The following is a 16446-nucleotide window of genomic DNA, read 5'->3' as shown; positions in this document are numbered from 1 at the left end:
CCTTGAACTCCTGGCTAAACCGGCGACGCGATGCAGACATACTGCAGATCTCACTTTCAGTAGAAACCTCAGTTTAAGAGGTCCCACTGTCCGAAATCCCTAGGCCGCTCACAGCCCGGCGATCGGGCGGCTCAGCGCTCAGGCAGCGTTTTGACTAAATTCCTCGGTGCAGTCCTCGCAGAAGACTTCGTCAACTAGTTCGCCGCAACACTGACACCTGTGATTAATGTTTGTCATGGATAGACATTACGAAACGCCACCCGCCGGGTCACGAGTAGGGAATACTCGTTTTCCCCATCCGTGATGCAGGTAGAGAGTGCCAAATCCACAAATGAGGCATCACCAACCTTGCAGACGGGCTAGGGTTTTGCCGCGGTCGCCTCGTCTGCCGGTGCGACGACGGGGTCCTGGTGGTTGTCCATCTCGCCATCTGAATCAGCGTCTGACTCCTCTTGACCATCGCAGGGGGGAGCTGGAACGGCCGGATCGCCGTCCCCGGCCTCTTCCTCAGTAGTGCCATCCGCCTCAGTAGTGCCATCCGCAGGAGGGGCCGGGGCATCGGAGGCAACCTGTTCGTCGTCGGTCACTGGTACGGGAATCGGTACCGGGAACGGCGACGCATCCTGTCGGGGGCCGTGTCCCGGCGTCGAGTCCTCACCGGATCCACTTCCAATAGCCTGGACTGTCTCAGGTTCGGTGCAGACCAGAGCTGGGTCAGGGTCCGGTTCAGGAGCGGGTGAAGGCTCAGGTTGGGGTGTGGGCTCGGGGCCGGGAGCGGGCGGGGAAGTAGTTTCATTTTCTGGCTCAGGCCCCGGGGAGCTGGGCGACGGTGCAGGTTCATCCTGTTTCGTTGGGACCGTTGACGGACTTGGGCTCGAAGAGTTCGGGCTCGAAGGACTCTGGCTTGACGGCCCCGGCTGAGGCTTATCCTGTTCTGACAACTTGGGTTCGGATGGTCTGGCAGCGGGTCGGGGAGTCGGCTTGGAATCATGAGCAACCGGGTAAGAGTGCCGTGGCGGGGTCGAACCGGCAGGCTTCGGAACTGCTGGCGCGGCAACAATCGCCGGTCCATGCACCCCTTCGATGCGACTGTCACCCGTACCGTGTGACACCTCGTGAGGCATAGCAATTACCCATGGCACTGCATTGCTTGATGCGCCCCCACCCGGTGCGTAGGAGGTCATGTCCGGTGTTCCCACCTGGGATGCGGGATTCAGCGGTGTGAGCGTCCATCCTCGAGGATCAACGTGGGACCCATCGCGAATGGTTTCAAAATGCAGATGACAACCCGTTGAGGACCCGGTTGACCCGACGGTCGCCAGAATCTCGCTGACTTCAACGGTAGCTCCGGCTTCAACCGAAATCCCCTCAAGGTGGTTGTAGGTGGTGATCAGCCCGTTGCCGTGATCGATCTCCACTCGATTCCCGCCACCCCAGGGGTGCCACCCGACGGCCCGTACCGTTCCGGCATCCGCCGCATGAACTGACGTACCGCAGGGTGCGGCGAAATCCAGCCCATAGTGGAATTCGCCCGCCTCGCCAGTAAGTGGATTGATGCGCTCGCCGAACGGCGAGCTGGGGCTGAGCGTCCCCAGCGGTGACATGAGTGTGCCGAGACCAGGCCGGGCTGGACCGTCGTCCATGGGACCGCTAGTCAGAGGACGACCGTCGTCGGAGGGCTTGGGGATATTGGGCTCAGTCTCGTCGACGGGTGAACCAGGAAAGAGGAAGTCTGGGGTTTCAGGAGCTGGTATGGCCAGTAGCTCACGCCCAACCCAACCAGTGGGTACGGCAGTCGACACGGCACTTCGAGTTGCCGCCGCCGCCAGTTGGCCGGTCGTTCCTTGGATGGTGCTTTGATATCCGGAGCTGCAGATTGCCGCCATAGCTACGCAAACCGCAAGGGTTGTCCGCGTGGCAGACTTGCGCAAACCCGGGGTCTTCGGGGCGAAGATTGGTTGGACAGTTTTCACGATTAGCTCCAGAGCTATCCCTGCTGCGCGAGCTGGCCAGCGAGGTGAATTCCCATTGCGGCGAATACGAATCGACCCTAACCCACTCACCCCTGCGAGGAAAGTTTCTTAAGTACCCCCTCAGATTGGCTTACCGCACCAGGATGCGCAACGGCTTGAGGACGTACATTCGAGGAATCGTGTGACTTCCTAGGGTTTTACCAAGCTAGCTCTCTTGAGTGGGTGTGCATATCCTGGGCGGCCGGGACTCCTAGGCTGTAGCTTCGGCCAGCACATCCTCGTAGAACGGGTAATCGATGTATCCCTCGGCGCCGTGTGAATAGTAGGTCGCAGGGTCGGGCTCGTTCAGCGGTAGGCCTTCCTGCCACCGGCGGGCCAGATCCGGGTTCGCGATCGCCTGACGGCCGACGACGACGGCGTCTCCGAGCCGGGATGCGAGGATGCTCTCGGCTTCGTCACGGTCGGTAATCACGCCGAAGCCGCTGTTCACCAGGAAGGGTCCGCCGAAGCGCGAACGGAGTCCCTGGATCAGTGAACCGGCTGGGTCTTCGTGTAGGACGCTCAGATAAGCGAGGTTGAGGGGTGCGATAGCGTCGACCATTGCGCCATAGGTAGCGAGGATGTCGTCGGGATCTGCGGGTAGCACGTCCCTGCCGCTGGTGCCCGGGGAAATCCGGAGTCCCACCCGCTCGGCGCCGACCGCTGCAACTACGGCCTGGACTACCTCGGCCATGAAACGGGCGCGGTTGGCGGGGGAGCCGCCGTAACCGTCGTCGCGCTGGTTGGTTTCCGGGAACATGAACTGGTGGAGGAGGTAGCCGTTGGCCCCATGAAGCTCAACACCATCCATACCAGCGTCGATCGCGTTCCGTGATGCCTGGACAAACTCATCGATGACGCCGGGAAGTTCGTCAGTGGTCAGGGCGTGGGGAACCGGGTACGGCAACTTGCCATCATAGGTTCGGGTTTCGCCATTGATCGCCACAGCGGTCGGAGCAACGACCGTGTGCCCGCCAGTGGTTGCCTCGTGGGTGACCCGTCCGGCATGCATGACCTGGGCAAAGACCCGCCCACCGGCGTCGTGCACAGCAGTAGTGACATTGCGCCAGCCGGCCAACTGTTCCGCTGTCACTAGGCCTGGCTGGCCGGGGAAGCCTCGGCCGGCGTCACTCGGGTAGGTACCCTCGGTGACGATCAGCCCCAATGATGCGCGCTGCCGGTAGTGCTCAACCACGAGAGGGCCAGGAACGCCCTCCCTGCTCGAACGGACCCGGGTGAGGGGGGCCATGACGAGACGGTTGGGCAGTTCCATGGCACCAATGGTGAGCGGGGTGAAGAGAGTCACAAGCAGCACTTTCCGTTGAAAATAGGTTCTGCAAGGGGCAACCCCGTCCAGGTCCGACCTATTCCAGGGCCGGTGTAGGCGGGAATAGCTAGCCACGGATATCGCTTACCTAGCTGTCACCCCGTAGGCCCTTTCGTGATGCTCAGAGGGGGCCCAATTATGCGTAATCGTGCAACAATATCTCCTGCACATTGGTCAGGAATTTCATGGTTATACTCGGTGGCTGCATCAACCACACAGCTTCAGCGATTTTCAAGAGAACGGCACCGGAATGGCAACGGATTACGACGCACCACGCAACAACGATGAGGACAAGGAAGCCGAGTCCCTCGAAGCCCTTCAGGCTAACCGTGGCAGCAAATCCCAGTCGGCTTCAGTTGACGTCGAGGATGCCGACACTGCCGAAGGGATTGACCTTCCCGGCGCGGATCTCTCGGGTGAGGAGCTCCTGATCCAGGTAATTCCGCCGCAGGATGATGAGTTCACCTGCTCCTCCTGTTTCCTGGTCCGCCACCGCAGCCAGGTTGCCCGCCAGAAGGGCGACCTCCTGTTCTGCCGGGAATGCGAAGGCTAACCACCAGAAGACTTCTCCACTGCGCCGTCGACGGACCACCCCTCGGTCTGTCGACGACGCAGCCTGAGGATCGGGTGTGACGGCTAGTGACCCAGCAGATCCTCATCGGCATGGCTGAGGGGCGAACCGCCAAGGTTGGCGCTGTCGTCGCTGCCATCGATCTCTGATTCGTCAGCGGGATCGCCGAAATCGACGTCCGCGGCGGCTTCGCCCAGCGTCGGTGCGGCGTCGTCGCCCTCAGATCCATCGCGCAGTACCTGCTCTGCAACGGTGCCTTCCGCGGTCACCGTCGCAGCCGGCTCGTCCTGAAGTAGCGGGTCGTTTCGCCACTGGTCAGGGTTGTCTTCCGCAGCGCCCGGGTAGCTGTCGGGCTGTCCCGCAGCCACCGGATCCAGCTCCTCGGCTTCCGCTGTATCGATTGCGTCGGTGATACTCAGTTCCTCTTCGGGGAGGTTTGATTCAGTCATGACATGCACCTTTCGAGTCAACACGTGAACTACCCAGCCTACTGACCTCTTGGCGGAGGAGATAGTTTTATCGCGGTCTGACCGGTTCAATAGAGGTATGAGAACCCACACATCAAGCAAGGAAAAGACCAGCGCTGACCTGTATCGCCAGATAGCTGTCACTGCCAGCATGATCTTCTGCCTGGTGGGATCGATGATCGGTGTCGGAGTCTTCGGCGGGACGCCCATCGCAGAGGCGGCTGGCGGGGCATTGGGCACGGACGCCACCCTTCTGGCCCCGGCGAGTGCTGCGTTCTCCATTTGGTCAGTGGTGTACGCGGGCTTGGTGGCTTACACCGTCTGGCAATGGTTGCCGTCACAGCGATCCGCGCAGCGGCAACGATCGCTCGGCTGGATGGTCGCAGTGTCAATGGTGTTGAACGCGGTCTGGATTCTGAGCATCCAGGCCGGGTGGCTCAATGCGAGTGTGCCGGTGATTCTGGTGCTGCTTGCAGTCCTGACCGTCGTATTTCTGCGCTACAGCGGCCGGCCAGCATCATCGTGGCCTGAGGCAGTGATTGTCGATGGCACGCTGGGCCTCTATCTTGGCTGGGTCTGCGTGGCGGTGTGCGCGAACATCGCTGCTGCGCTGACCGCTGCAGGCTTCGATGGGTTTGGCCTGAACGAAGAAGTTTGGGCTGTCGCTGTCCTTGCCGTCGTTGCATTGGTTGGCCTAGGGCTGGCGCTCAAAGGCAAGGGTCGTCTCGCCGTCGCGGCGGCTATTGGTTGGGGACTCACCTGGATCGCGGTTGGGCGCACCAGTGGCGACATGGAATCGGCGACGACGTCGATCGCTGCCGCGGTCGTGGCGGCAATCGTCCTGCTTGCAACAGTCATCATCAGGGTGCGCTCCCGCAGCCATGCAGGAGCGTCCACTTCCGCGCTGCGGTAGAGCTTCGCGCCCCGCCTCTGGCTGCCCCGCATCCTCTGGCCGCACCCGTCCAGCCCAGCCCCGTACCCTCTGGCCGCATCCGCCCGCCAGAGGTGACATGTGGTGGGCCGACGGTTTTTTGAATCACCAAATCTCACGTCTGGGGCGGAGCTGCTAGGCACGCTGGGGCTGCCTAGGAGGCGGTGCTGACTCAATGGGTGCTTCTAGAAGGGCGGGGGTATGTCGGGTGGTGGTGCTGGTGGTGGGTCTGGTCGGGTGAGGTAGGTTTCACCGGCAGGTGAGATCGCGATGATGGTCCCGGGGTCTGGTTGTTGGTAGTGCCAGTAGCCTTCGGTTTTGAACATGTGGTGGCGTTTACACAGGGCCGCCAAGTTTCCGTAGGACGTTTTGCCGCCTTGGGACCAGGGGGTGGTGTGGTCGAGTTCGCAGAACACCGCCAACCGGTTACACCCCGGATGCCGACACGTCCCATCCCTAACCCGGACCGCATCCTTCAGGTCCTGCGGGACCCGGTACGTGGTCGCATCAGCGCCAAGCCTGGCTCCGGTGAAGGGGTGGGTGAGGATCCTGGTGAACGATGGTGCGTGCCCGGCGAGCTGACGTGCTGTTTCGGGATCAATCGGACCGTAGCCTTCCAACTCACCCGGTGTGTCCCCGCCGAGGAGAGTCATCACCGGGACGGTGACGAACACCTTCGCCTGCACACCCCAATACGTGCCGGCCTCCCACGGCCGACTGGATGCGCTGGACCCGGTCGACGCGTTGGACCCGTCGCCGCTGTCATAATCGCTCCTGGGCACGGAATCTTCGGGCCCAGAGGATTCGGTCCCGCTGGTCCCTCTGGCCGGGCCACTCAGGTATCCGGTGGGTCCGGCGCTGGTGAGGACGTCCACCAGAACGTCGGCCCTGAGCTGGGTGAGAGTCCTGGCCTCGTCGGGGCCCTGCAGGGCCCGGGCTGCGGTGTCGACCCGGTGGAAGATCCCGGCCGCGTGATCGGTCGGCAGGTACGCGGCGAGCCAGGCCATCCCGTCGTGGGCGGGGTTCAGGACCACCTCGCGTTCCCGGAGAGCTTTCCGGTGCCGGCTACTGATGGGTTCGGGGTGAAGTTTTTCGCGTAACCGGTGGGCCTGGCGGCAGAACTTCGTCACGGTGGTCTGACCGGCCAACGCGATCAGCCTGGTTTCATAGGCGGCCGCCAGGGCAGGGTCGGTGTCGGGCATGTCTGTGGCTTCTTCGACAACGGCCCAGGCATGGCGGCGTGAGAGTCTGCCGTCCTCTAACGCGTTCAACGTGGCCGGGTAGTGGCGGGTCAGCAGGGTGCTGTGTTCGACCAGGAACCCGGCGGTCCGCTCCGGCAGGTGCAACGTGGCGCCGATCTCGGCTGCGGTCAGGGTTTTCTCGAACCCGAACGCCCCGCGGCCGCAACGGGTTTGCTCGGTTTGCAGGTCCAGGATTCGGGTGACCAGTTTCGCTTCCTGGGCATCGAGCCATGACCGCGCCTCGGCGATGTCGTTCAACGCATCCAAGACCTGGGCAGAGTCAAGGCCGGCCGGGGCGGCGAGCCCGAGTTGGCCGGTCAGGGCGGGAGGTTCGTCACTGGAGCGCACCCGTTCGCCGGGCACGAAGGCCAATCCCCAAAAATCCGATGCCTCATCATCCGAATCGGTCGAACCCGCAGCCTCCGACTCCGGCGGTTCAACAGTGGGTGCTGTCCACACCGCGTCCACGCCCAGCGGTCCCTCCGGACCATACCCAGCAGAAGCCCCGGCGTGAGTTCCAGCGGAAGACCCAGCAGAAGACCCGGCAGAAGCGCTGGCGGGAGTACCCGTGGCCGTGTTCGCGGGCCCGCTGGTCGAGGCGGAATCCGCGCCGGATTCGGCAGGGATTTCCGATCCGGCAGCAGAAGCTGCACTGCTTTTCATACCCCAATTCCATCATCGAGCACCGACAGTATGAGGGGAAAATAGGGGTCCCGGAAAAAACTTTTTCGAAGTTTTTTTGCAGGCTGATTCTTCGCGGCCAGCGTGATGTGTCGAGGTCATAGGGGCCAAGGCTATGCAGGTGAGGCGGGCCCCTCGTAGGTTCCGAAACCCTGAACTCATGAAAAAGCCGCCCGGCGTCGCTGGGCGGCTTTTCACGGGTTCAGCTAGCCGACGTGATCCCGCCAACTGTGCTGAGGATCGAAGCCGAGCACGCTGCGGGCATGATCAATGGACAGCAACGTCTCGTGCTCGCCCACGTCCTTGACCACCTCGACGTCCGGGAACACCTCGGCAGCGAGTGATGCGCTGGAGCGGCTCATCACCGTGTCAGCTGCGGCGATGATGAACGTGTCGAAGCCCGGCCCTGCGTTTTCCAACGCCCGTTGCACGGCCTGCGCGCCGTCGCGACCGTCAATGTACCCCCAGAGATTCCACTTCCGAGCCATAGCGTCGGCATCGAAAGAAGGGAACTTCGCATAATCCTCGGGGTCCATGACGTTCGAGAACCGCAGCGCGGTAATGCTCAACTCGGGATCCCACCGCGTCAGCTGGATCGCCATCTGCTCTTCTAGGTGTTTGACCAGCGAGTAGGTGCTTTCCGGCCGTGCGGTGTACTTCTCGTCGACGGGGATGTAGGGCGGGTCCTCGTCGAAGGGTAGCCCCAGTACGGTCTCGCTGGACGCGTACACAACCTTCTTGATTCCAGCCCGGCGGCAGGCCTGGAACACGTTGTAGGTGGCCGGCATGTTGTTGTGGAAGGTCGCAGCATCTGCGTAGATGCCGGGAGCGGGAATGGCCGCCAGATGAACGACGGCGTCGAAGCCGGTATGTTGATCGTCGACACCCATGAAGGCATCAATGACGTGTCCGTAGTTGGTCAGGTCGATCTTCACGAAGCCAGGACCACGTTCCCCCTGCACGTCCATACCAATAACCTCATGCCCCGCGGCTCTCAGAACCGAGGTGACTGTGCGGCCCAATTTGCCGGTGGCACCGGTTACCGCGAGCCTCATACGGGCCGCTGCTCAGGTGAAACAGTTTTCGCCGGATCGGTCTCCGCCATCGAACCAACCGCATCGTCAATCTTGGCCATGACAGCAGCGTCGAGGGTCACTCCCGATGCCACAGCATTTGACTTGACCTGCTCAGGCTTCGACGCGCCGATGATCGCTGCAGCAACGTTCTTGTTTTGCAGCACCCAGGCGATAGCCAGTTGTGCCATGGTGAGCCCAACCTCATCGGCGATCGGCTGGAGCTTCTGCACTCTGGTGAGTGTCTCGTCGGACATCCACCGCTTGATCATGTTTGAGCCGCCCTTGTCATCGGCGGCCCGCGATCCTTCCTCGGGGGTGCCACCTGGCTGGTACTTGCCGGTCAACACGCCCTGCGCCACCGGTGACCAGACAATCTGGGACAACCCCAGCTCCTCGGACACGGGAACCACTTCCTCCTCAATGACCCGCCACAGCATCGAATACTGAGGCTGGTTGGAGATCAGCTGGAAGCCGAGTTCCTTGGCCAGCGCATGCCCGGCGCGGATCTGGCGTGCATCCCATTCGCTGACACCGATGTACAGGGCCTTGCCCTGGCGAACGATGTCCGCGAACGCCTGCATCGTCTCTTCCAGCGGCGTCTGGTAGTCGTAACGGTGCGCCTGGTACAAGTCCACATAGTCGGTCTGCAGGCGCTCCAGCGAACCGTTGATTGACTCCATAATGTGCTTACGGGAGAGCCCGACGTCGTTTGGCCCCTTCGGCCCGGTGGGCCCCCACACCTTGGTGAAGATCTCCAGGGACTGGCGCCGCTCGCCCTTCAGGGCTTCGCCGAGCACCGTTTCGGCGGCGGTGTTGGCGTATACATCTGCCGTGTCGAAACTGGTGATGCCCACATCCAGGGCCGCGCACACACACTGGGTGGCGACGTCGTTCTCCACCTGCGATCCGTGGGTCAACCAGTTGCCGTAGGTGATTTCCGAGATCTTGAATCCACTGTTTCCGAGGTATCGATAGTCCATACATTCGATGCTAGGGCACCACTCGAGGAATGAGGTGGATCACACTGCAGTGTCGTTGCCTAAGGTGACGATTTGCGGCGCGGTGGCCAGACAGTAGCGAAGCTGACCGAGGCAAACAGGGCCAACCGGTACACTGAATTGTCTTTGTTTCACCACCACTGATTGAGGGATTTTGGTTAAGTTCACCGCGCGTCTAGCCACGGCCGAGGAGCGGGACAACTGGGACGCGTTGGTGACGTCGAACCCTAACGGGGGAAACATGCTCCAGTCGGCATCCTTCGCCGATGTGAAGTCTCAGCACGGCTGGACTCCCCGGTTCCTGGTCTTTGAAAGCGCCGAGTACACCACCTACAACCTGGTGATCGAAAAGCGGCTGCCTCTGCTGGGCGCCCTCTGGTATCTCATCAAGGGCCCTGACGTTGCCGATCCTGCCCATGTGCCGGCGGTGCTTGACGCTTGCCGGGACCTGGTCCGTACCGGGCGTCACAACGTGTTCGCAGTGAAGGTGGAGCCCGACATCCCTGCCGACGACGACGTCGTCCGGCTGTTTCTCAACGCGGGCCTGATCAAAACCTTCGATCTGCAGCCCAACGACCACACTGCGATCCTGGACACCACCCCAGAACCGAACCAACTGCTGCGCAACCTGCATTCGCGCGGCCGCAACGCTGTACGTCGTGCCAGCCGTGAAGGCGTCGAAGTGCGCCGGATGGAACCCACTGACGAAAACTTTCGCCAGATGTACCAGCTGATGGCCCACATCGAGGATCGATCGGCCGCCAAGCTCCGCTCGTATGAGTACTACAGCCGGTTTTGGCGGAACTTCGCCGACGCCGGCCAGGGTCGCCTGTACTTCGTCTACGAAGATGACGAACCCGCCGTTGGCGCGTTCGTCATCAACTACGGGCTCAAAGGTACTTACAAGGACGGCGGATCCAAGCCCAAACGATCCCAGTATGGTGACTCCCACTTGGTGCAGTGGCAGGCGATCACTGACCTCAAGGAAGAGTTCGGGATAGTTGAATACGATTTCTGCGGCACTCCCCCCAGCGACCGGCTCAAGGACCCCACCCATCAGCACCATGGGTTGGGTCTGTTCAAGACCAGCTTCACCAAGACTGTGACGGACTTCGTCGGCTGTTATGACCTACCGCTCAGCGCGTGGAAGTATCGACTCTGGAACGTGATCGGCGAGAAGGTCGCTCGACAAATCTACTGGCGCCGACACCAGCAACCGTTCTACTAAACAAACACTCCCGCTCCCTGCGGGCGCACCGGATGAAGGGGTGAATTCCATGGGAGAGAAGACCGAGGCCGACGACGGCCGCAACCCCAACACCAACCCTGCGCCGGTAGCCGAACAGCTGCCGATCGTTCCCACCGCGGGGACCCCGGCCAGCGTTGCCCAGCCCGCAGCACGTCCCGTTCATTCGCTGCCCGGCACCCCTGGGGGCCCGGGATACGCAGGCCGCTCCGGATCGGCCGGCAAGCCTGGCAGGTCTTCCGGAGCCAAGCCCAAGTCCCGCCCACGTCCGGCAAATAACAAGCCGGATCGCAGGACCTACTCGACGCCCACCGATGCGCTGCCGACCACGCCCCGTTCAGTGCGCCCCGACCGCTCGAATGCCGCAGCCAGGAAGGTACTCCGCCGACTGGTGCAGGGGGAGACTCCGCCCACCCAGGCGATGAGCATCGTTGAACGGCTGGCTGGCAGCCCCTATGCGAATCCCACCATCCAGGTTTCCGGGCCGGACATCAACGCGCGAAGAACCCTCGATTTCGCGCTGAGCCTGGCCGAAACGATGTTCCGGTACGGCGCCGGCGCCCTTGAGGTCGAAACCAGCATCATCGCGGTCACCGCAGCCTTTGGGCTGGACAACATCGAAGTGGACATCACCAACCAGTCGGTCATCCTGAACTATTCGGCCAAGGACCAGACCCCAGTCACCGTGCTGCGGGTGGTTCGTTCCTGGACCAATAACTACGCCGGACTGCTGAAGGTGCATCAGTTGGTGACCGACGTCGTCAACGGCGGAACCTCGCGGATCGAAGCTGCGGCTCGGCTCGACGAGATCACCCACAAGCCGAAACCCTTTCCCCGGTGGATGGTGACGGCTGCCTTCGGTGTGTTCGGGGCTGCCATCGTGAGTTTCATTGGTGGCGGACCGTTGGAGTCGCTGATCAGCTTTGCCAGCTGCATCGGCGTCGACCTCCTCTTGCGTCAGTTGGGGAAGTGGCGGGTTCCTGAGTTCTTCGCGGTAGCTACCGCCTCGGGTATGGTCACGATCATCGCGATGTTTTTCTGGTGGCTTGATATCGGCATTGCGCCGTCGTTCGTCGTGGTGGGCGGAATCCTGCTACTGCTGCCGACTGGCCGACTCGTCTCCGCAACCCAGGACGCGATCAACGGATTCCCGGTCACCGCGGCGGGCAGGTATCTATCAGCGTTCCTCGTGTTTGCCGCGATCATCTCCGGGATCGCCGTCGCGTTGGTCGTTGGCGCACTGGTGGGGGTGCCAGAGCTGGCGCTGACGACCGAAGGGTCAATGTATCCGCTGCCGGTGGCGGCAGCGCTGGTGCTGATCGCCGTCGCCATGATCGGAGTCGCAGAACAGACCGACATGAAACTCCTGCTCCCCACGGCCCTGATCGGTGTCACCGGTTTCCTGCTGTACTCGCTGGTGGTCAGCCTGGGCGTGGGCTACCGCCTAGCCCCGGCAATCGCCGCAGTGCTGATCGGGATGCTCGCGAGAATGGTGGCGTTGCGGATGGGCGCACCCCAGCTGGTCGTGGCAGTTCCGGCCGTCATGTTCCTCTACCCGGGCCTGATGGTGTTCAGGTCGATGTACGGCTTGACGATCGAAACCGAGCTGATTGGGGCTGGCACCAACAGCCTGTTCAATGCGTTGACGATCATTCTTGCCATTGCCGGCGGCGTGGTGCTGGGTGACAACCTGGCCCGTCCGCTGACCAAGGGAGTCAGCAGTAACGAACGCCGGAACCGGCGCCGGTAAGTCAGCGCAACTGCCAGTCCACCGGTTCGGCGCCCTGCTCCGCCAGGAACGTGTTGACCCGGGTGAAGGGCTGGCTGCCGAAGAACCCTCGCGACGCCGACAGCGGGCTTGGGTGCACTGACTCGATCACCGGAGTGCTGCCGAGCAGGGGCTTGATCTGCTGGGCGTCCCTGCCCCACAGCACCGCAACCAGAGGTAGGTTTCTGGCCACCAGGGCTTCCACCGCTGCATCGGTCACTACGTCCCAGCCCAGTCTGCGGTGTGACGCCGCGCCGCCGGCCCGCACCGTCAGGACCCGGTTCAGCAGCAGCACTCCCTGCTCGGCCCACCCCGACAGGTCGCCGTGCGCAGGAACCGACGTGCCGGTGTCGGTAGCGAGTTCCCGATAGATATTGGCGAGGCTCCGTGGAAGGGGTCGGGTGCTTCCCGCTACCGAGAAGGACAGCCCGACGGCGTGCCCCGGCGTCGGGTACGGGTCCTGACCCAGGATCAGCACCTTGACCTGATCCATCGGGTAACTGAACGCCCGGAGGATGTGCTCGGCTGGCGGCAGGATCTCGTGTCCGCCGTCGACCTCCGTGCGGAGCCGATCGGCGAGCAGGTGCAGTTGCGGCTCGATCGGCGCCAGCGCGGCAGCCCAGGACGGATGAACGACGTCGGCCACCGGAACGGGGGCGGCGAACGGGAATTTCGAGCCGTCCCGGATCGGGGACGCCGTGGGGGAGGGGGCTGGCTCGGGGAAGAGGGCGCTCTGGTATTCGGACACCCTCCCATCCTTGTGCCCGAGCCCGCCAAATGACAACCGTGTTATTCCCAATTACCATGAAGGTCAACGGCAGCGTTCCACTAAGCTGCCTTCAACTAAGGGGCGATAGGCAGTGACTGATGCGGTGCGCGCTGACAGTGCGGTACACCCTGATCCGGAGGGTCACCGTCAGGCGTCTGTGCTGGGAGACCGCGAGCAGCAAATGCTTGCCCTTGAACGCCAGTGGTGGAAGTACTCAGGGGCCAAGGAACAAGCCATCCGCGAACTGTTCGACCTGTCGGCTACCCACTACTACCAAATCCTCAACGCCATGATCGACACCGAGGCAGCATTGGCTCACGATCCGATGCTGGTGAAGCGACTGCGTAGACTACGTACATCGCGTCAGCGCGCGCGCTCAGCCCGCCGCCTCGGCGCTGACATCTGAACGCTCCCGGCGAACCCTTTACAGCGCCAAAACCCAAGGATGACGCATAACTATGAGCCAGTACCCCCGGGACGAGTTCGACAAGATCCCTGAATCCGCATCGCGGCAGGGCGTTCACCGGGAAAGACTGGTTCCTCCGCGGTCCAGTGGGCTGGCGTTGAAAATCCTGGTTGGGGTACTCGCGCTCGCCGTCGGGCTGGCCGCCTACTTTATTCTTCCCCGTCTTGGCATTGGCCAGACGGAGTCATCCGCCAGCCAGACCACCACCGCGCCGGTCTCCGAGACCACCTCGAACGCGTCGCCTGCCCCGGCCGACGACGACGCTTCCGAGCCCGAGCCGACCCCGTCCAATCCGGCGATCCAAGCCCCAACAGGGGCTCCCACCGCTGAGCCCACCGAGGATGAACCCACTCCCAGCAAGGAACCGGCAGCGATCGACCGGGCCCAGGCAGTAAACGTCTACAACTCAACGGGCATCGGCGGATTGGCCAGTTCGGCAGCCGGCCGGGTCACGGCTGGTGGCTGGACTGTGGGCCAGATCGCAGACTGGGGCGGAGCGCCGCCCCAGACCTCAGTGATCTTCTACAACAACGCCTCCCAGCTTGCGGCGGCACAGGAAGTAGCTGGCATCCTCGGCATCCCAACCCTGGTCGAAACCACCGAAGTGTCTTCGAGCATCACAGTGGTTGTCGGCCCCGGATTCCAATAGGCATTGAGCAGATGTCGAGGGTGCTGATCGAGGGCCGGCAGATCCGGCTCCGTGACTGGCGGCCCGAAGATCTTTCCGCTTATCGCGAATGGCTGAAACCTCACCACGAGTGGAATCTGTGGGACGGGCCCTACTTCCCGCCGCACACATTGCAGGAGGCAGACGCCGCCGTCGAGCGCATCAAGGAGCAACTGGACTCCAGCGAGTGGCCCGAGGTGCGTCGGCGGCTGGTGATCGCCGATGGGCCAACCAACCAACTGCTCGGGACGGTGTCCTGGCACTGGGAATGACTCGGTGGTGTACGGCGTCACCCGTGCCCAGCGGGAGGGTCTTCACTTGCACTCAGGCAGCCAGAGTGCTAATTATTGAGTTAGCACTCTAAGCCGCTGACTGCTAATTGTTGGCGGGGTTGGATGTGACAAGCACACCACTGTGGTGAGGGTCGTGGCGGGACGTAAAGAGATCGTCCTGCTGATACCCGTCCGTCGCGGGCACCGCAGCCGGTGAGCATAAGTTTGCTGATAAGCAGTACTGTCCCCGAAAGGACCTAAGCCACTATGGCCAAGATCATTTCTTTTGATGAAGAGGCACGCCGCGGCCTTGAGCGCGGACTCAACATCCTCGCCGACGCCGTCAAGGTAACGCTGGGCCCACGTGGCCGCAACGTCGTCCTGGAAAAGAAGTGGGGCGCCCCCACGATCACCAACGATGGTGTATCCATCGCCAAGGAGATCGAACTGGACGACCCGTTCGAAAAGATCGGCGCAGAGCTGGTTAAGGAAGTCGCCAAAAAGACTGACGACGTCGCCGGCGACGGTACCACCACCGCCACCGTCCTTGCACAGGCACTGGTCAAGGAAGGCCTGCGGAACGTTGCTGCTGGCGCCGATCCACTGAGCCTGAAGCGCGGCATCGAGAAGGCTGTTGAAGCCGTCACTCGCGAGCTGCTGGCTTCCGCCAAGGAAATCGAAACCAAGGAAGAGATCGCTGCAACGGCTTCCATCTCTGCCGGTGACCAGCAGATCGGCGATCTGATCGCTGAAGCGCTGGACAAGGTCGGCAAAGAAGGCGTTATCACCGTTGAAGAATCCAACACCTTCGGCCTTGAGCTCGAGCTCACCGAGGGCATGCGGTTCGACAAGGGCTACATCTCCGGCTACTTCGTTACCGACGCAGAGCGCCAGGAAACGGTACTTGAAGATCCGTACATCCTGATCGTCAACTCCAAGATCTCCAACGTCAAGGACCTCGTAGCGGTTCTTGAGAAGGTCATGCAGTCAGGCAAGCCCCTGCTGATCATCGCTGAAGACATCGAAGGCGAAGCGCTGGCTACCCTGGTGGTCAACAAGATCCGTGGCACGTTCAAGTCGGTAGCCGTCAAGGCTCCAGGCTTCGGTGACCGCCGCAAGGCCCAGCTGGCTGACATCGCTATCCTCACCGGTGGCCAGGTTATCGCCGAAGAAGTTGGCCTCAAGCTTGAGAACGCCACGCTCGACCTCCTGGGTAGCGCACGCAAAGTTGTTGTCACCAAGGACGAGACCACCATCGTCGAAGGTGCAGGCAACGCCGAAGAGATCGCCGGACGCGTCAGCCAGATCCGCGCCGAGATCGAGAACTCCGACTCCGACTACGACCGCGAGAAGCTGCAGGAACGTCTGGCCAAGCTGGCCGGCGGCGTTGCAGTCATCAAGGCCGGAGCTGCAACCGAGGTTGAGCTCAAGGAGCGCAAGCACCGCATTGAGGACGCAGTCCGCAACGCCAAGGCAGCAGTCGAAGAGGGAATCGTCGCCGGTGGCGGCGTTGCTCTCATCCAGGCCGGCGCCAAGGCTTTCGCATCACTGCAGCTCGAAGGCGACGAGGCAACCGGCGCGAACATTGTTCGCGTTGCCATCGACGCTCCTCTGAAGCAGATCGCCTTCAACGCCGGCCTTGAGCCAGGCGTCGTTGTCGACAAGGTCCGCGGACTGCCTGCAGGCCACGGCCTGAACGCAGCAACCGGCGTGTACGAAGACCTGCTGGCAGCCGGAGTCAACGACCCCGTAAAGGTCACCCGCTCTGCACTGCAGAACGCGGCATCCATTGCTGGTCTGTTCCTCACCACCGAAGCCGTAGTAGCTGACAAGCCTGAAAAGGCTCCAGCCGGCGGCGGCGGCGGCGACGAAATGGGCGGCATGGGCGGTATGGGCGGCTTCTAGTCCCCACTGGCGAGGTGTCACCACCTCGCCTTGCTGAATCTGGAAGGAC

At 62.4% G+C, this 16446-nt stretch carries 15 protein-coding genes and 1 pseudogene; 8 read left to right on the top strand and 8 right to left on the bottom strand.

Annotation, left to right across the window (positions count from 1 at the left end; genetic code table 11):
* Positions 1-359 precede the first annotated feature (359 nt).
* The 3 genes and pseudogenes from ACX80Z_RS14325 to ACX80Z_RS14315 form a co-directional block, all read right to left on the bottom strand.
* Positions 360-587, bottom strand: a complete 228-nt coding sequence (locus tag ACX80Z_RS14325) for a hypothetical protein (RefSeq protein ID WP_459316321.1) — start codon at positions 585-587, stop codon at positions 360-362.
* Between the two features lie 663 nt (positions 588-1250).
* Positions 1251-1604, bottom strand: a pseudogene (locus ACX80Z_RS14320) (M23 family metallopeptidase); the annotation flags it as partial.
* 619 nt (positions 1605-2223) lie between these two features.
* Positions 2224-3318, bottom strand: coding sequence for an alkene reductase (locus ACX80Z_RS14315; protein ID WP_459316317.1), 1095 nt, complete (start codon positions 3316-3318; stop codon positions 2224-2226).
* Positions 3319-3589: 271 nt separating this feature from the next.
* On the opposite strand from ACX80Z_RS14315, the gene ACX80Z_RS14310 reads away from it, so the two are divergent.
* A complete protein-coding gene (locus tag ACX80Z_RS14310) occupies positions 3590-3892 on the top strand; it encodes a DUF4193 domain-containing protein (protein ID WP_019483350.1) in 303 nt (100 codons plus the stop codon).
* An 83-nt stretch (positions 3893-3975) separates the two neighbouring features.
* Here the strand turns inward: ACX80Z_RS14310 and ACX80Z_RS14305 are convergent, their stop codons facing one another.
* The gene (locus tag ACX80Z_RS14305; RefSeq protein WP_459316316.1) at positions 3976-4359 is read right to left on the bottom strand and encodes a hypothetical protein; all 384 of its coding nucleotides are present in this window, start codon (positions 4357-4359) and stop codon (positions 3976-3978) included.
* Between the two features lie 97 nt (positions 4360-4456).
* Here ACX80Z_RS14305 and ACX80Z_RS14300 point away from each other — a divergent pair, with 97 nt between their 5' ends.
* A complete protein-coding gene (locus tag ACX80Z_RS14300) occupies positions 4457-5290 on the top strand; it encodes a tryptophan-rich sensory protein (protein ID WP_459316315.1) in 834 nt (277 codons plus the stop codon).
* A gap of 203 nt (positions 5291-5493) precedes the next feature.
* Here the strand turns inward: ACX80Z_RS14300 and ACX80Z_RS14295 are convergent, their stop codons facing one another.
* From ACX80Z_RS14295 to ACX80Z_RS14285, 3 genes are all read right to left on the bottom strand, one after another.
* Positions 5494-7212: an HNH endonuclease signature motif containing protein gene (locus tag ACX80Z_RS14295; protein WP_459316314.1), complete on the bottom strand. Its 1719-nt coding sequence runs from the start codon at positions 7210-7212 to the stop codon at positions 5494-5496.
* A gap of 224 nt (positions 7213-7436) precedes the next feature.
* Positions 7437-8285, bottom strand: coding sequence for an NAD-dependent epimerase/dehydratase family protein (locus ACX80Z_RS14290; protein ID WP_019483814.1), 849 nt, complete (start codon positions 8283-8285; stop codon positions 7437-7439).
* Positions 8282-9286 (bottom strand): aldo/keto reductase family protein, encoded by a 1005-nt coding sequence (locus ACX80Z_RS14285; RefSeq protein WP_459316313.1) that lies wholly within the window; start codon positions 9284-9286, stop codon positions 8282-8284. The genes ACX80Z_RS14290 and ACX80Z_RS14285 overlap by 4 nt, the downstream gene beginning before the upstream one ends.
* A 172-nt stretch (positions 9287-9458) precedes the next feature.
* Here ACX80Z_RS14285 and ACX80Z_RS14280 point away from each other — a divergent pair, with 172 nt between their 5' ends.
* Positions 9459-10532 (top strand): lipid II:glycine glycyltransferase FemX, encoded by a 1074-nt coding sequence (locus ACX80Z_RS14280; protein ID WP_459316312.1) that lies wholly within the window; start codon positions 9459-9461, stop codon positions 10530-10532.
* Positions 10533-10581: 49 nt separating this feature from the next.
* Positions 10582-12300, top strand: a complete 1719-nt coding sequence (locus ACX80Z_RS14275) for a threonine/serine exporter family protein (protein ID WP_459316311.1) — start codon at positions 10582-10584, stop codon at positions 12298-12300.
* Between the two features lies 1 nt (position 12301).
* Here the strand turns inward: ACX80Z_RS14275 and ACX80Z_RS14270 are convergent, their stop codons facing one another.
* Positions 12302-13066 carry a uracil-DNA glycosylase gene (locus ACX80Z_RS14270; protein WP_459316310.1) on the bottom strand — a complete coding sequence of 255 codons (765 nt, stop codon included), beginning with the start codon at positions 13064-13066 and terminating at the stop codon, positions 12302-12304.
* Between the two features lie 124 nt (positions 13067-13190).
* Here ACX80Z_RS14270 and ACX80Z_RS14265 point away from each other — a divergent pair, with 124 nt between their 5' ends.
* From ACX80Z_RS14265 to groL, 4 genes are all read left to right on the top strand, one after another.
* Positions 13191-13493 (top strand): DUF3263 domain-containing protein, encoded by a 303-nt coding sequence (locus ACX80Z_RS14265; RefSeq protein WP_050995015.1) that lies wholly within the window; start codon positions 13191-13193, stop codon positions 13491-13493.
* A gap of 52 nt (positions 13494-13545) precedes the next feature.
* Positions 13546-14202 carry a LytR C-terminal domain-containing protein gene (locus ACX80Z_RS14260; RefSeq protein ID WP_459316309.1) on the top strand — a complete coding sequence of 219 codons (657 nt, stop codon included), beginning with the start codon at positions 13546-13548 and terminating at the stop codon, positions 14200-14202.
* Between the two features lie 11 nt (positions 14203-14213).
* Positions 14214-14492, top strand: coding sequence for a GNAT family N-acetyltransferase (locus tag ACX80Z_RS14255; RefSeq protein WP_459316308.1), 279 nt, complete (start codon positions 14214-14216; stop codon positions 14490-14492).
* Between the two features lie 267 nt (positions 14493-14759).
* Positions 14760-16397, top strand: a complete 1638-nt coding sequence (groL, locus tag ACX80Z_RS14250; RefSeq protein WP_019483821.1) for a chaperonin GroEL — start codon at positions 14760-14762, stop codon at positions 16395-16397.
* The last annotated feature ends 49 nt before the right edge of the window (positions 16398-16446 follow it).

Source organism: Arthrobacter sp. TMT4-20 (assembly GCF_054510775.1).
The sequence above is the reverse complement of the archived record's forward strand: the minus strand, read 5'-3'. Positions and strand labels throughout refer to the sequence as shown.

Excerpts from the sequence above, each read along its gene's own strand:
- ACX80Z_RS14290 (WP_019483814.1), bottom strand. The coding sequence starts at position 8,285 with ATGAGGCTCGCGGTAACCGGTGCCACCGGCAAATTGGGCCGCACAGTC.
- ACX80Z_RS14275 (WP_459316311.1), top strand. The coding sequence starts at position 10,582 with ATGGGAGAGAAGACCGAGGCCGACGACGGCCGCAACCCCAACACCAAC.
- ACX80Z_RS14260 (WP_459316309.1), top strand. The coding sequence starts at position 13,546 with ATGAGCCAGTACCCCCGGGACGAGTTCGACAAGATCCCTGAATCCGCA.
- ACX80Z_RS14295 (WP_459316314.1), bottom strand. The coding sequence starts at position 7,212 with ATGAAAAGCAGTGCAGCTTCTGCTGCCGGATCGGAAATCCCTGCCGAA.
- groL (WP_019483821.1), top strand. The coding sequence starts at position 14,760 with ATGGCCAAGATCATTTCTTTTGATGAAGAGGCACGCCGCGGCCTTGAG.
- ACX80Z_RS14300 (WP_459316315.1), top strand. The coding sequence starts at position 4,457 with ATGAGAACCCACACATCAAGCAAGGAAAAGACCAGCGCTGACCTGTAT.
- ACX80Z_RS14255 (WP_459316308.1), top strand. The coding sequence starts at position 14,214 with ATGTCGAGGGTGCTGATCGAGGGCCGGCAGATCCGGCTCCGTGACTGG.
- ACX80Z_RS14305 (WP_459316316.1), bottom strand. The coding sequence starts at position 4,359 with ATGACTGAATCAAACCTCCCCGAAGAGGAACTGAGTATCACCGACGCA.
- ACX80Z_RS14310 (WP_019483350.1), top strand. The coding sequence starts at position 3,590 with ATGGCAACGGATTACGACGCACCACGCAACAACGATGAGGACAAGGAA.
- ACX80Z_RS14285 (WP_459316313.1), bottom strand. The coding sequence starts at position 9,286 with ATGGACTATCGATACCTCGGAAACAGTGGATTCAAGATCTCGGAAATC.